Source organism: Vibrio sp. V19_P1S1T109, assembly GCF_002241375.1.
Classification (GTDB): Bacteria; Pseudomonadota; Gammaproteobacteria; order Enterobacterales; family Vibrionaceae; genus Vibrio; species Vibrio anguillarum.
This window is the reverse complement of sequence record NZ_NDIM01000233.1, coordinates 1-14,296: the sequence shown is the minus strand read 5'-3', so window position 1 is coordinate 14,296 and position 14,296 is coordinate 1. Positions and strand designations below refer to the sequence as shown.

12 protein-coding genes are annotated in these 14,296 nt (G+C 44.9%); 2 read left to right on the top strand and 10 right to left on the bottom strand.

Annotated features, from left to right (window positions below; all coding sequences use genetic code 11):
* A complete protein-coding gene (locus B9J87_RS11450; protein WP_013856130.1) occupies positions 1-2,346 on the top strand; it encodes a PilZ domain-containing protein in 2,346 nt (781 codons plus the stop codon).
* An 86-nt stretch (positions 2,347-2,432) separates the two neighbouring features.
* On the opposite strand, the gene serB is transcribed toward B9J87_RS11450, so the two are convergent.
* Positions 2,433-3,413: a phosphoserine phosphatase gene (gene serB / locus B9J87_RS11445; RefSeq protein ID WP_026027962.1), complete on the bottom strand. Its 981-nt coding sequence runs from the start codon at positions 3,411-3,413 to the stop codon at positions 2,433-2,435.
* A gap of 187 nt (positions 3,414-3,600) precedes the next feature.
* On the opposite strand from serB, the gene B9J87_RS11440 reads away from it, so the two are divergent.
* Positions 3,601-4,218, top strand: a complete 618-nt coding sequence (locus tag B9J87_RS11440; protein ID WP_026027378.1) for a YtjB family periplasmic protein — start codon at positions 3,601-3,603, stop codon at positions 4,216-4,218.
* A 58-nt stretch (positions 4,219-4,276) separates the two neighbouring features.
* Here B9J87_RS11440 and deoD read toward each other — a convergent pair whose 3' ends face one another.
* The 9 genes from deoD to B9J87_RS11400 all read right to left on the bottom strand — a co-directional run bounded on the left by deoD (position 4,277) and on the right by B9J87_RS11400 (position 13,905).
* Complete coding sequence (deoD, locus tag B9J87_RS11435; RefSeq protein WP_088732819.1) at positions 4,277-4,996, bottom strand: purine-nucleoside phosphorylase; 720 nt, start codon at positions 4,994-4,996, stop codon at positions 4,277-4,279.
* Between the two features lie 79 nt (positions 4,997-5,075).
* Positions 5,076-6,299, bottom strand: coding sequence for a phosphopentomutase (locus B9J87_RS11430; protein ID WP_094150811.1), 1,224 nt, complete (start codon positions 6,297-6,299; stop codon positions 5,076-5,078).
* Positions 6,300-6,320: 21 nt separating this feature from the next.
* Positions 6,321-7,682: a thymidine phosphorylase gene (gene deoA / locus B9J87_RS11425; protein ID WP_017043061.1), complete on the bottom strand. Its 1,362-nt coding sequence runs from the start codon at positions 7,680-7,682 to the stop codon at positions 6,321-6,323.
* 95 nt (positions 7,683-7,777) lie between these two features.
* Positions 7,778-8,554, bottom strand: a complete 777-nt coding sequence (gene deoC, locus B9J87_RS11420; RefSeq protein ID WP_013856124.1) for a deoxyribose-phosphate aldolase — start codon at positions 8,552-8,554, stop codon at positions 7,778-7,780.
* Positions 8,555-9,200: 646 nt separating this feature from the next.
* Positions 9,201-10,460 carry a NupC/NupG family nucleoside CNT transporter gene (locus tag B9J87_RS11415; protein WP_013856123.1) on the bottom strand — a complete coding sequence of 420 codons (1,260 nt, stop codon included), beginning with the start codon at positions 10,458-10,460 and terminating at the stop codon, positions 9,201-9,203.
* Positions 10,461-10,668: 208 nt separating this feature from the next.
* On the bottom strand, positions 10,669-11,457 hold the full coding sequence (locus B9J87_RS11410) for a TatD family hydrolase (RefSeq protein ID WP_094150809.1): 789 nt from the start codon (positions 11,455-11,457) through the stop codon (positions 10,669-10,671).
* On the bottom strand, positions 11,444-11,581 hold the full coding sequence (locus B9J87_RS17785) for a DUF5363 family protein (protein WP_013856121.1): 138 nt from the start codon (positions 11,579-11,581) through the stop codon (positions 11,444-11,446). Before B9J87_RS17785 ends, B9J87_RS11410 begins: the two co-directional genes overlap by 14 nt.
* Before the next feature lie 16 nt (positions 11,582-11,597).
* A complete protein-coding gene (yaaA, locus tag B9J87_RS11405; RefSeq protein ID WP_088732822.1) occupies positions 11,598-12,371 on the bottom strand; it encodes a peroxide stress protein YaaA in 774 nt (257 codons plus the stop codon).
* Between the two features lie 109 nt (positions 12,372-12,480).
* Positions 12,481-13,905, bottom strand: coding sequence for an alanine/glycine:cation symporter family protein (locus B9J87_RS11400; protein ID WP_013856119.1), 1,425 nt, complete (start codon positions 13,903-13,905; stop codon positions 12,481-12,483).
* Positions 13,906-14,296 lie beyond the last annotated feature (391 nt).

Below are 14,296 nucleotides of genomic sequence, written 5' to 3'. Positions count from 1 at the left end.
ATGCAGCAATCTGAAATTCTATCAATCGCAGAGCGTTTGATCCCAGCTTACCGTTTACCTGATTTTGAATACCTTCTTTCACAAATGACAGAAGATGAATCACCGTCGGCAAAATTACTGGTCAAAATGGAGCTCAATCGCATCATGGCTCCTTGTGTTAAAAGTATTGACTTGCGAGGTCGGGTACAAGGGGAATGCCGAGAATATGAATTAGATGGCCGCAAACATTGGTTCGACGATGTGGCCTTTAACGCCTATCACAAAGGGGTCAAAAAATTTGGTGCGTACACGGAAGGTGTATGGGAAGCATTAAACAATACGCCAAACAACTTCCGTGTGATGCAACAACGTGGTGCCCAAAACCCACAAAAAGACGGTGGTGGCAGTACGTTTTTTGAGGCTGAGCCAATTAAGCTTGGTTATGATCTCAAGCGTCAAGAAAATCGCTTAAAAGTCACCTCACAAGTTGAGATTCACCTACCTAGTAAACAGCTGGTCAATGGCCTCAGTGTTGATCTATCCGTTTCGGGTGCAAAATTTAAAGTTCCCGCCGCTTTTAACTACAAGCTCGGTGAGGTGATCAAAGTCTATTTTTCCGAACTCAACAAAACGTCAGAAGTGGTTGGACTGCACCACGCCATTGAATATCGTATTTTAGGTATTGATGAGTCTTACGATAACGATGCCGTGAAATTTCTGCGTACACTAAAACTTTCCGACACTAACATCATCGAAAAAGTGATTACTGAATCGCTGCAAAATAACACTCAAAAAGCACGCCACGATAACCAAGATAAACTCATCCGAGCTCGAACCCGTGGTTACGAGCACACCTATTTAAAACACACCTGTAACTTACCAGTGTTTTTTAGTGGCAGTGAGTTGAAGTTAGTGCTGCTGACTGAAAATAACCAACCGATCTGGCAATACTGGCACGACGAGCGTAATCAACAAGCACTCGGTTCGTTATTCAATAAAGAGCGGATGGAACAGTTGACCAAGCCGGGCATGCGGGGTAGCAATAATGTGCTTTATGCTTTCAAGCATGAACATCAGGAAAAAACGCTCTTTTTTTCAATGATGATGCCAGAGGCTAACCGTGAACAAAGAAAAATGTTTTGGCATGTTGGCGCTCGTCGACAAAGTTGGAAAGCGTTTCGCTTATTTGTCTTTGAACTCTCGGATGAAGAGCGTCAAGAACTTGCGGTTCATGCCCATGAATTGTCAGATCGCTCAAGCCACTTAACGCACTGTGGCGTTTTACAAGAAATTGGCGATGAGGATTCGGCAAAAGATTACCTATTGACTGACAAACCCAATTTACCCAATAGCGAACTCAATAAATTTCGTCATCCAAGGCAGATCATTGGCCAACCTACAGGCATTTATTTTGATGCTCGCTCGCGTAGAAAAGAGCCTCGTTACCAATTCAAGACACCGCTGACTATCACTTCAGGATCTGGGGTAAATGCAACTGGCCATACGGTTGATTTATCTAAACGTGGTTTAAGTATTATTGTGGATACACCACTGCCCGTGAAAGCAGGCGATAACGTCACCATCAATTACCACGAATTACAGCTTTACGACAAAAAGCTGCCACTGCATAGCCTTCCCTATAATGTCATTCGTATTGGGCCCGAAGGTCGGCGTCTACAATTGGTGATAGAAGAAAATATACATACCATCAAAACAATCGCTTTTTTCAATAGCATTATTGAAAACAATCAAGATAAGTTGTTACAGAAAGAAGAAGTGCTACCAAGTCATAACTTGCTGGAAGGGTTGCACAACATCTTGCTTGATAAGATGATAAGTTCGCCGATTTTCGTTGATAAACACGGTGCAAATTTACGCCCTAAAGTGATTGGCGTAAATTACCCCTTGCCGCCTCATCTTGTGTTACTGGCTAAATTAGGCCAAGAAAATCGCATCACGTTAGAGCCAATATTCAAAGGTCACACCAATACGCTACTGGCTAAACCGATGCGGCGCATTGAAGGAGCGATACCGCAATATCACGACGTTTATATTGCGGCAATCAAATTTGGCACGCGTATTCAATCAATCCAATCGAAATTATTAAGTGATTTTGAAAACACTAAAGAGCGTATTGATTTCATTCAAAAAGCGCAGCACATGGGTGAAATTTACATCTTGAGGATTTGCAGTGCACCCGTCTTTGACCCAATCACTACGCTGCTGCGCAGTGATCTCAATGAGTTGGCACAAATTAGTCTTCATCACGCTCGTACGCTAGAAAAAGAGATCACCTCGATCATTGGTTATGGAGAGGTGATCGATATTACAGAAGAAGTATTGATTCGCTTAGAGCTGACCTTGTAAAAGCGACTGACTTTTGTAAAAGAGAGTGGGTAAAAGAGAGAGTGGGCATCGCTCACTCTCTTATCTCTTGCGGTTGAGCTTTATACTTAAGGCTTCACTTTCCAACTGAGTTTTTGCTGCTTCACCAATGAGGCAGAAAGAATACAGAGCACGCCACCAAGGCCTGCAAAACGGACCGCCGCTTGTGCTTTTTCTTCAACTTTAGGTTTAGCATGATAAGCAACGCCTAACCCCGCTGCAGCCATCATAACTAAATCATTCGCCCCATCGCCAACCGCGACAGTATTGTGCAATTCAATCTCATAACGTTGTGCTAACTCAACCAAAATATCGGCTTTGGTTTGTGCCGAAACGACATCACCTAGCACTTGACCAGTAAGCTTGCCATCAACAATTTCCAGCGTATTGGATTGCGCATGATCAAGTTGCAGTTCGCTTTTTAAATAATCTGAAAAATAGGTAAAGCCACCGGATGCAATCGCCGTTTTCCACCCCAATGCATGCAGTGTCGCCACCAGTTCACGTAAATCGGGCATCATGGGTAATGTAGAGCGAACCGCTTCAAGAATCGACTCATCGGCACCAGCAAGCTTTCCAACCCGCTGACGCAAGCTTTGCTCAAAATCCAATTCACCTTGCATCGCTCGCTCAGTGACTTCGGCTACCTCCTCTCCGACACCCGCTAACTTAGCTATCTCATCAATGCATTCAATTTGAATCGCCGTGGAGTCCATATCCATCACAATCAAACCCGGTTTAGAAAGGTCTGGTACTTCACACAAACGGGCATAATCAATTTCGAGCCCTTGTAAAATTTTCTCGTGCTCTGTCGTCAGCTCACCTGACATCAGCGCCACTTCATAATGCCCCACTTTCCACATATCGAGGACAGCGTTGTAGTAACCGGTAAAAAAGTCAATATCATCAAAATGTTGAGTGGAGAGATAAGGTGCAAAAACAATCCAACTTGCTTTTGCTTTGTCAAATTGTGAAGAGAAACGAGTTTCAGGCAAGCGGTTGAGCAGCGTTGTGTGCCTTTTGATCGGCAATGTTTTGAGGGCATCCATGTTTATCATTCCTTAATCAATCCTTTTCCTTCAGCCTGCTTAAACGCACCACAAGCAAAATGGGAGCAACTCGATTCAATGCTCGAGTATCAATAAATGGGTGTATGCCCCTGACGTTACCCTATTGCAATTTAAAAACGCAAGTCTCAATATGAGTAAAGTTTTTATTTATCCAATCAGGTGGGTTATGGACGGCTCTTTATTTTCATTTCGCGTCGCAATTCGTGTGCTTACCGTCATTTTATTAGCTGGCATGTTCTTCTTTACCGTAAAAAACAGCGTTGTGATCAGTAAAGGTAACGAACGAATTCAGGCCAACCAACTAGAAACATTAACTAAGGTTTTGATTTCACAGGCATCATTATCTGCGGGCAGCATGATATCAGAGCAAGATCAAGAGCGCCTGCTAGCCCTTACCAACCAGTTAGCTCAAGACAAACTGGTGTTTGATGCTACCATTTATGATTCCGAAGGGGTCAAATTAGCCGCCAGCGATAACGCGTTAAGCGTACGCGAAGTATTAGGATTGGATACACCACTGCGCACGGCCAGCATTGGCCGTCAGCAACTGGTTGAGCCTGTCTATCATGAAAGCAGTATTATTGGTTTTATCCGCATTACTTTTGAAACTGGCCGCGTCACCGCGATTTCAGATCACCACTATCGTAAAAGTGATCGCTACATGTATCTCATGCTGTTGACCAGCTTTGTCAGCGGTGTATTGCTCACACTGCTACTACTGCGTCGAAAACCGAAGAGTGGTGGTGAGAACCTGCTGCTACAGAATGTGGATGATATGACTTAGCAGGCTTTGTAAATAAAAAAACCTCAGTTGCGACACTGAGGTTTTTTATAAAAGAATATTATTGAGCGTCGCCAATCAATACTGAATCTAACGCAATTTCAATCATTTCATTGAAAGTGTTTTGACGCTCTTCTGAAGTCGTTTGCTCGCCAGTTTTGATGTGATCAGAGACAGTGCAAATCGTCAGTGCTTTTGCGCCATATTCCGCCGCTACGCCGTAGATTCCTGCCGCTTCCATTTCTACACCAACAATGCCGTATTTATCCATCACATCGAACATCTCTGGATCTGGCGTGTAGAAAAGCTCTGCGGAGAACAAGTTACCCACTTTCACGTTAATACCACGCGCCGTAGCCGCTTCTTCTGCGGCTTTAACCATTTTGTAATCGGCAATCGCAGCAAAATCATGGTCTTTAAAACGGATGCGGTTAACTTTGGAATCAGTACAAGCACCCATGCCAATCACAACATCACGCACTTTGATATCGTTGCTGACCGCACCACAACTTCCAACACGGATCACTTTTTTCACGCCAAAGTCTTTGATAAGTTCCGTCACATAAATTGAGCATGAAGGAATCCCCATGCCGTGGCCCATTACCGAAATTTTGCGACCTTTGTACGTGCCGGTATAACCAAACATGTTACGCACATCACACACTTGTACCACATCATCCAGGAAAGTTTCTGCGATGTATTTGGCACGAAGCGGGTCACCCGGCATTAAAACGACGTCTGCAAATGCGCCCATTTCAGCATTAATATGTGGAGTTGCCATTAAAAGTATCCTTTATCTAAATTGACCAAAGAATAGAGAGTGATCTCTCTATTCATCCTCAAAAAATGAATCGCTACGCTTACTGTAAGAAATTGGTGCCGTAATCCATCGCAGACGTACCGAAATACTGCGCCAGTGACTGGCCAATATCAGCAAACGTCTCGCGACGGCCCAACGAACCGGGTGCCACTTTGTGACCATAAACTAACACTGGAATGTGCTCACGCGTATGATCCGTGCCCGGCCAAGTTGGATCGCAACCATGATCCGCCGTAAGAATAAGCACATCGTCCTCTTCCATTAACTCAAGCACTTGTGGCAGACGCTTGTCAAAGTACTCCAGTGCCACAGCGTAGCCCGCTACATCACGGCGATGACCATAAGCAGAATCAAAATCAACGAAGTTAGTGAAGACGATAGTGTTATCTTTCGCTTGTTTGATTTGTTCTAGTGTTGCATCAAATAAAGCCGGGATGCCTGTCGCTTTGATTTTATGAGTGATGCCGCAGTAGGCGTAAATATCAGCAATTTTACCAATAGAAACCACGTTACCTTGCTTCTCATCAACCAATTTTTGCAGCACGGTCGCCGCTGGCGGCTCAACGGATAAATCGCGACGGTTGCCAGTACGAGCAAATTCTCCCGCTTTCGGGCCAATGAACGGGCGCGCAATCACGCGGCCAATGTTGTAATCCGCCAATTCTTCACGTGCGATCTGGCAAAGTTCTAACAAACGATCAAGGCCAAACGTCTCTTCATGACAAGCAATTTGGAACACTGAATCAGCTGAGGTATAGAAAATCGGTTTACCCGTTTTCATGTGCTCTTCACCCAAATCATCTAAAACCTGAGTGCCTGATGCATGGCAGTTACCAAGAAAACCATCCAAACCTGCGCGTTCAATAATGCGATCTGTCAGCTCTTTCGGGAAACTATTTTGCTTATCGCTGAAATAACCCCATTCAAACAGTACAGGAACACCAGCAATTTCCCAGTGACCCGAAGGAGTATCTTTACCTGATGAAAGCTCAGCGGCGTGGCCGTACGCACCGATAATATCAGCGTTGGCATCAAGCCCCGGAGCAAAACGCCCCGTTGACTCTTTATGCGCCATGGCAAGCCCCAGTTTCGATAAGTTTGGCAGCGTCAATGGGCCCTGGCGATCCGCGTTATTCGCTTCGCCTTTAGCACATTGGTCTGCGATGTGGCCCAAAGTGTCAGCGCCAACATCACCAAATTGTGGTGCATCAGCGGTTTCGCCGATACCAAATGAATCTAATACTAAAATAAATGCTCTTTTCATTGCTCTCTCCAACCGATATTTTTATACGTCTTCTGCGCGAATTTGGCCGTAGACATCGGGTGTTGGTGTGTATTCTCCGCCAATTTGAATGGCGCTTTGTAATGCTTTGGCCGCTTGTTGCCATTGCGCTTCATTACGCGCATGGATCACCGCCAACGGCTTGCTGCTATCGGCAACGTCACCTAGGCGAATAAATTGGTCAAACCCAACCGCGTAATCAATGGTGTCAGTTGCGACGCGGCGTCCACCGCCCATCTCCACCACGGCCATGCCAATCGCGCGAGTATCCATTGCCGATACGACGCCACTTTCTAGAGCGTAAACGGGCTTAACCAGCTCGGTTTTTTCAAGATAGTGATCGTAATTTTCAACAAAATCAGCGGGGCCGCCTAACCCTTTGACCATTTTGCCAAAGCATTCAGCCGCTTTTCCGTTATTAAGAACGGACATCAGTTTCGCACGAGCATCATTGCTGTCTTTTGCTAAATTGCCTAACAACAACATCTCAACGCAAGAGGCCAAGGTAATTTCCAGTAAGCGAGGGTTGCGATATTCACCAGTTAAAAAGCGTACCGCTTCACGCACTTCAAGGGCATTACCTGCCGAAGAGGCCAGCACTTGGTTCATATCCGTCAAAATAGCCGTGGTTTTCGTACCTGCGCCGTTAGCCACTGCGACGATAGATTTAGCCAACTCTTCAGAAGCTTCGTAAGTCGGCATAAATGCGCCAGAACCGACTTTGACATCCATCACCAAGGAATCTAACCCAGCGGCTAATTTTTTAGAAAGAATCGAGGCGGTGATGAGTGAAATATTGTCGACCGTTGCGGTAATGTCACGTGTGGCGTATACGCGTTTATCCGCTGGCGCGAGATCACCCGTTTGGCCGATGATAGCAACGCCCGCTTCTTTGGTTACTTGACCAAATACGTCATTACTTGGCGTGATGTTATAACCGGGAATCGACTCCAATTTATCCAGCGTGCCGCCCGTATGACCAAGGCCGCGCCCTGAAATCATAGGAACAAAACCACCGCAGGCTGCGACCATGGGGCCAAGCATCAGCGAAGTAACATCGCCCACGCCGCCAGTTGAGTGTTTATCAACGATAGGACCACCGAAGTTCATCGCATCCCAGTTGATCACCATCCCAGAATCACGCATAGCGCACGTCAGTGCAATGCGCTCTGGCATAGTCATTTCATTGAAGAAAATCGTCATGGCAAAGGCCGCAATTTGGCCTTCGGAGACGGTATTATTCGCCACACCTTGAATAAAAAAGTTAATTTCTTCGGTGGTGAGGATCTCACCGTCACGCTTTTTGCGAATGATTTCTTGAGGTAAAAAAGTTTGAGTTGAATACATTAGTTGCCTCCCAAGCATGATGCTTTGGTCAGTAAGGTAAAGAGGTAATCGGGAGCTGATGGCTCAGCTCCACGAGTCAGACTTATTATTATCAGTCCTACTTCAGCGCATAATTAATACGCAGCTGGATCGGCTTTTTGGTCTGTTACTTCTAATGTATTCAAAAGATTGGTTAGCAGGCTTGAAGCCCCAAAACGGTAGTGCATGCTGTCGGCCCAATCTGCGCCAAGTAGCTCATCAGCCATCGCGAGATACAATGCAGCATCTTGCGCTGTGCGTACACCGCCCGCAGGTTTAAAGCCTACAGTTTTGGCAACGCCCATATCGCGAATCACTTCTAGCATCATGCGTGCGTATTCTGGTGTTGCATTCACAGGGACTTTACCCGTAGAGGTTTTGATGAAATCAGCGCCCGCTTCAATACAGATTTGAGACGCTTTTTTGATTAATGCTTCTTCTTTTAGCTCACCAGTTTCGATGATCACTTTAAGCAGAATGTCACCACACGCGGCTTTACATTGCTTAACAAGATCAAAACCGACTTGCTCATTACCGGCGATTAATGCGCGGTAAGGGAACACAACGTCGACTTCATCAGCACCGTACGCAACAGCGGCTTTAGTTTCCGCAACGGCAATCTCAATATCATCATTACCGTGTGGGAAGTTGGTAACGGTTGCGATACGAATCTCTGGCGTGCCTTGCTCACGAAGTGTCTTCTTCGCAATAGGAATAAAGCGAGGGTAAATACAAATTGCAGCGGTATTACCTACAGCCGTTTTGGCATCATGACAAAGGGCAATCACTTTCGCATCCGTGTCATCATCGTTTAGCGTAGTCAAATCCATCAATTTCAGTGCACGTAGTGCGGCTGCTTTTAAATCGCTCATTTCTATCTCCGATCAATATATTCAAATAGTTCACTAGTAAACCACGCTCAGTGTTAAGAGCGAGATGGCTTGCTAGCCACAAATGAACGGACTTGGTTCCTTGAAGACTCGAAATGCACTTGCATTTCAATTGCTATCCCTGTCACCGCACAGTACCAATTTGGCCTATGGCACAACCATGATATGCCGCTTATTTGCACTCATCGCCGTGTCTAACGTATATCCGTGTGTAACTTATACCCGTATCTAATTTATATCAAAGCAACACGACATGATAAAACGGGCTGCCTTTGCGTCAAATCATACTCCATGTATTGATTGGCGCTAGCTGATATCTTCACTCTTCTATTGAAAATGAATCTCACTGATACAGTATAGATTTTCACTACAAAACTGTAGCGTCATTCATAGAGCAAACGGTTTGTATCTCAAAAAAGATCAGCGTCAACGATAATCTCGTTTACCGATAAACTCTGATCTATCCATTAAAAGCTAACTTATAAAAGAGAGCTTGAGGTGATACACACTGACCACCCGACTAAAGAGTGAATCAAAGTATTCCTTTCGCCAAAACAAAAAAGCCCCGCAGCAATCTCTTGCTACGGGGCGATGTTAAACGGCGTCTATATCTCTTTCTCTTGTTTAATTAGAAAGAAAGGAAGAAGCCAGCAATAGTTGCTGCCATTAAGTTAGACAGTGTACCAGCACAAACGGCTTTTACACCCATCTTCGCGATATCGTGACGACGGTTAGGAGCAAGACCACCTAAACCACCAAGTAGAATCGCAACAGAAGAAAGGTTGGCGAAGCCACACAGTGCAAATGAGATGATAGCTTGAGTTTTCTCAGACATCACCGCACCAGTAGCAGCAACGATCTGTGCGTTCTCACCCACGTAAGGTACGAAGTTTAGATAAGCAACAAATTCGTTTACAACCAGTTTTTGACCGATGAAAGAGCCCGCTAGCGTTGCTTCTTCCCATGGCACACCAATCAGGAATGCTAATGGAGAGAAAAGCCAACCAAGCAGTAGTTCTAGAGTCAGTTCAGGCATACCGAACCAACCACCCACACCACCAAGCATACCGTTAACTAAGGCGATTAGACCAACGAAGGCAAGTAGCATTGCACCTACGTTTAACGCAAGTTGCAGACCAACAGAAGCACCACCTGCAGCAGCATCGATTACGTTGGCAGGTTTATCATTGCCATCCATATCGCTACCCAGTTCTTCATCTGGAGTATCGGTTTCTGGTTTGATGATTTTTGCAAACAGTAGACCACCCGGTGCTGCCATGAAAGAGGCCGCAACAAGGTACTCTAGCGGCACACCCATCGATGCGTAACCAGCAAGTACACCACCCGCAACTGAAGCCAAACCACCACACATTACTGCAAACAGCTCAGATTGAGTCATTTTAGGTACAAACGGACGAACCACGAGTGGCGCTTCTGTTTGACCTACGAAAATGTTGGCTGCAGCAGACATCGATTCCGCACGAGAGGTACCGAGTGCTTTTTGTAAACCACCACCTAGAATCTTAATTACCCATTGCATAACGCCAATGTAGTAAAGCACAGAGATAAGTGCCGAGAAGAAGATTAGAGTAGGCAGAACTTGGAAAGCAAAGATGAAGCCAATACCGTCAACTGAAAAGTTAACTAGGCTGCCGAATAGAAAACCAGTACCGTCTTTACCGAAGTCGATGACGTTTTGAACACCCGCAGAGAAACCTGCAAGGAGATCACGACCCCATGGTACGTAAAGAACGAAACCACCGATAATAAATTGGATAGCAAAAGCGCCACCCACTGTTCTTAGATTGATAGCTTTGCGGTTATCAGACAGTAGAACTGCAAGTCCTAGCAGAACTGCCATACCGACTAGGCTCATAAACAGGCTCATAGTTTATGATTTCCTTATTAGGTTATTGTTGGCGTGTTATAAAATGGAGCTCATGAAGCGGGGTGATTATACTCATCACCACCAAGATAAAGTAATGCCAGCCTCACACTTTCTTATAAGATTCACTGCCCATTCACTCATTTATGTGAGCACGTTCAATGTTTACTGACACTAGAATCATTAAACCTACATTTCATTTCGAATTTATTCACACCGGAAAGAACAGAGAATGGCTGTTTTTCCACAAAACATCAGCAACCGTTTGCTCTGATTGGTTCTTCAGCAACGCAAGCGTTTGCAGGATAATCGGCAGTTTTTGTGGGTGATTCGCTTGCCCTTGAAAACCATTGAGTGGCATATCAGGAGCATCCGTTTCTAGCACTAAACTTTCGATGGGGAGTGCCGCGATAGTAAGACGGGTTTTGTTGGCTCTTGGATAGGTAATAACACCACCCACGCCAATCTTAAAACCCAGTTCAATAAACTGGTTTGCCTGTTGAACGCTGCCAGAAAAAGCATGCAGCACTCCACCTTGTCTAAATTGATGTTTTTTTAACAGTTGTATAAGGCGGTTGTGCGCTTTGCGGCTGTGTAATATCAATGGAAGTCTGGCTCGTTTCGCAAGCTCTAGTTGCATTTCAAACATTGTTTCTTGCAAAGCGGGAGCAATATCAGTCGCAAAATCTAAGCCACACTCCCCCAGAGCCACGCATTGAGCTGGTTTTTGAAGTAGCTTTTGCTCAAGCTCGTCGATATCCGCAGGGGAAGAGGTTGATAAAAAACAGGGATGGAACCCGAGAGCAAAATAGAGTTCAGGATAACCGTTAGCAAGCTCGGCCACTCGTTGCCAGTTACTTGGACCAACGGCGGGAATCATTATTTTCTCAACCCCCTGCTGGCGAGCTAAATGTAAATGGTGTTCAAACTCACGCTCAAAGATAGAAAAATCGAGATGGCAATGCGTATCAAATAAACGCAGCTTCTTATTCTCGCTCACGTTCTTTACTCTGAACAGGATCTTGACGATAAGGAACACAGCTACGTTTTTTATCTGGTGTTAAACCCATGTTCTCACACCAACGATCATAACGCGCAACCTGCTTTTTCAACCATTGCCACATAACCGCCTCTCTTACATCACTGCTCTTCGCGTTTAAAGACCAACTCAGTTGCTGATGACTCCTGTTCTACAAAATAGTAGCCAGCACTGTCAAACTGAGCCAATTGCTCTACAGAAGAGATTTGTTTATCGATAATGTAGCGCGCCATCATGCCACGAGCCTTCTTAGCATAGAAGCTAATGACTTTGTATTGCCCTTTCTTACAATCCTTAAATACCGGAGTAATGATGCTCCCCTTAAGCTTTTTCGGATTAACCGCTTTAAAATACTCGTTGGAAGCGAGATTAATCAACACATCATCGTCTTGCTCTTTCAGAGCTTGATTGAGTTTATCGGTAATGATATCTCCCCAAAACTGGTACAGGTTAGTCCCCCTCGGGTTACCCAATCTCGTGCCCATCTCCAAACGGTACGGTTGCATCAGATCCAGTGGTTTCAATACACCATACAAGCCAGAGAGCATTCTTAAATGCTGTTGGGCATATTCAAATCCGGCATCCGATAATGTTTCTGCTTCAAATCCTGTATAAACATCCCCTTTAAACGCCAAAATGGCGGGACGTGCATTATCCAACGTGAAGGTTGGGCTCCACTGCTCAAAGCGAGCCACGTTGAGCCCAGCGATTTTATCGCTCACTTTCATCAACGCTGAGATGTCGGCAGGAGTCAATTGACGGCAAACATCGATCAACTGAGCTGAATGGTCAATAAGCTCCGGCTGAGTATATTTGCTTGTCACCAACGGGGATTCGTAATCTAACGTCTTGGCTGGGGAAACAACAATGAGCATAATTTTCCTTCCTTTCTATTCTTATTTTATGGCTCACAGAGTACAAAAAAAGCCATGCGGTGTCTGCATGGCTTTTTCAATCTATTTAATCGTCAGTAACGATAACAGGCTATTTGTTGTTGTACCAAATGCCATCTTCCAACTGAGATTTTAACTCAGGGTAATCATTAGCATCGAAGGTGGGAACCTTACCTGCGGCTAGCTGACGGTTATAATCTTTCGCGAGCTTAATCACAATGCCAGAGAGCAGAATGATCGCCACCAAGTTAACAATCGCCATTAACCCCATCGAGACATCCGCCATTGCCCATACGGTAGGCAAGGTCGCCAATGAGCCAAACATCACCATGGCAAGGAAAACAATACGGAACAACGTTAACCCTTTCTTATTGTTGTGCTCTAAGAAAATCAGGTTCGTTTCGGCATAAGAGTAGTTGGCAATAATTGAAGTAAAGGCGAAGAAGAAAATCGCAAAAGCAACAAAAATCCCACCCCAACTGCCCACTTGTGAGCTTAATGCGCGCTGAGTCAGCTCGATACCGGTAATTTCACCGTGCGGTACATATTCACCCGACATCAAAATAATGGCGACGGTTGCTGAACAGATCACAATCGTATCAATAAAAACACCCAACATTTGCACGTAACCTTGAGAAGCAGGATGCGGCGGATAAGGCGTTGCAGAAGCCGCTGCATTAGGTGCTGAACCCATACCAGCTTCATTGGAAAACAGACCGCGTTTGATGCCGTTAATCATGGCTTGAGCAATCGCGTAACCTAAACCGCCTGCGGCCGCTTCTTGAAGGCCAAATGCACTTTTGAAAATAAGGCTTAATACGGCTGGTAGCTTTTCTATATTAGTGACCATGACAAACATCGCAATCGCTAAGTAAGCTAATGCCATGAAAGGTACAATCAACTCAGCGGTACGCGCAATTTTACGGATACCACCAAAAATGACGAAAGCCGAAATTGCAACGATGAAGATACCGACATACAGCGGATCAAATCCAAAAGCATTTTTCATAGCCCCTGCAATTGAATTAGCTTGAACGGCATTGAATACTAGGCCAAAAGCAATAATCAGGAAGATGGAAAACAGGACACCCATCCAACGCATACCAAGGCCTTTTTCCATATAGTACGCAGGGCCACCGCGGTAGTTACCATCTTTGTCACGGGTTTTGTATAGCTGAGCCAACGTGCTTTCAGCAAATGAAGTCGCCATACCAAGCATGGCAATCAACCACATCCAGAAAATCGCGCCTGGACCACCCGCCGTTAAAGCAACGGCTACACCAGCCATGTTTCCCGTACCAACACGCGCAGCAAGGCTAGTACAAAGTGCTTGGAAAGAAGAAATACCGGCTTTATCTGCTTTGCGGCTGTTTTTCAACACACTAAACATGTGGCCGAAATGGCGAAATTGAATGAATCCTAGGCGAACGGTGAAGTACACACCAACACCGACTAAAAGATAAACAAGGATGGATCCCCAAAGTAAATCATTCATTAAATTGATTAAGTCTGTCACAAGAACCTCTCATAGAGTGATAGCGCTGACCTAAGCGAAAAGCTTCACGAAAAAATGCACATGCTGCGAGTCAACGTTCTAACCAGCATGTTTTTATCGATATTATGCAATGCATTTTATTCGTCCAAAAAGTGAGGAGTCTCAACTTTTGAAGGGGCAACGTATTTTTGACGGGCGGATAATGCAACCTGAAAGAACAAAAATCAATATGCAACAAGTTTGGTTAAAATGTTATTTTTCACTATAAAATCACCTTTAATTAACATTTAACAAACCAATACATCAACATCTTTGCAACCAAAACAACCCAAACTGGAAACATTGAAAGATAAAAAACAACCATAAAAACCCAGTTGCACTCACTTAATCTCACCCCTTGAGAATAAAGGGC

What these genes read in the sequence shown, in the direction of transcription:
- deoA (WP_017043061.1), bottom strand. Translation starts at nt 7,682, where the DNA reads ATGCTTGGGAGGCAACTAATGTATTCAACTCAAACTTTTTTACCTCAA.
- deoC (WP_013856124.1), bottom strand. Translation starts at nt 8,554, where the DNA reads ATGAGCGATTTAAAAGCAGCCGCACTACGTGCACTGAAATTGATGGAT.
- B9J87_RS11440 (WP_026027378.1), top strand. Translation starts at nt 3,601, where the DNA reads ATGGACGGCTCTTTATTTTCATTTCGCGTCGCAATTCGTGTGCTTACC.
- deoD (WP_088732819.1), bottom strand. Translation starts at nt 4,996, where the DNA reads ATGGCAACTCCACATATTAATGCTGAAATGGGCGCATTTGCAGACGTC.
- B9J87_RS11415 (WP_013856123.1), bottom strand. Translation starts at nt 10,460, where the DNA reads ATGAGCCTGTTTATGAGCCTAGTCGGTATGGCAGTTCTGCTAGGACTT.
- B9J87_RS17785 (WP_013856121.1), bottom strand. Translation starts at nt 11,581, where the DNA reads ATGTGGCAATGGTTGAAAAAGCAGGTTGCGCGTTATGATCGTTGGTGT.
- yaaA (WP_088732822.1), bottom strand. Translation starts at nt 12,371, where the DNA reads ATGCTCATTGTTGTTTCCCCAGCCAAGACGTTAGATTACGAATCCCCG.
- serB (WP_026027962.1), bottom strand. Translation starts at nt 3,413, where the DNA reads ATGGATGCCCTCAAAACATTGCCGATCAAAAGGCACACAACGCTGCTC.
- B9J87_RS11450 (WP_013856130.1), top strand. Translation starts at nt 1, where the DNA reads ATGCAGCAATCTGAAATTCTATCAATCGCAGAGCGTTTGATCCCAGCT.
- B9J87_RS11430 (WP_094150811.1), bottom strand. Translation starts at nt 6,299, where the DNA reads ATGAAAAGAGCATTTATTTTAGTATTAGATTCATTTGGTATCGGCGAA.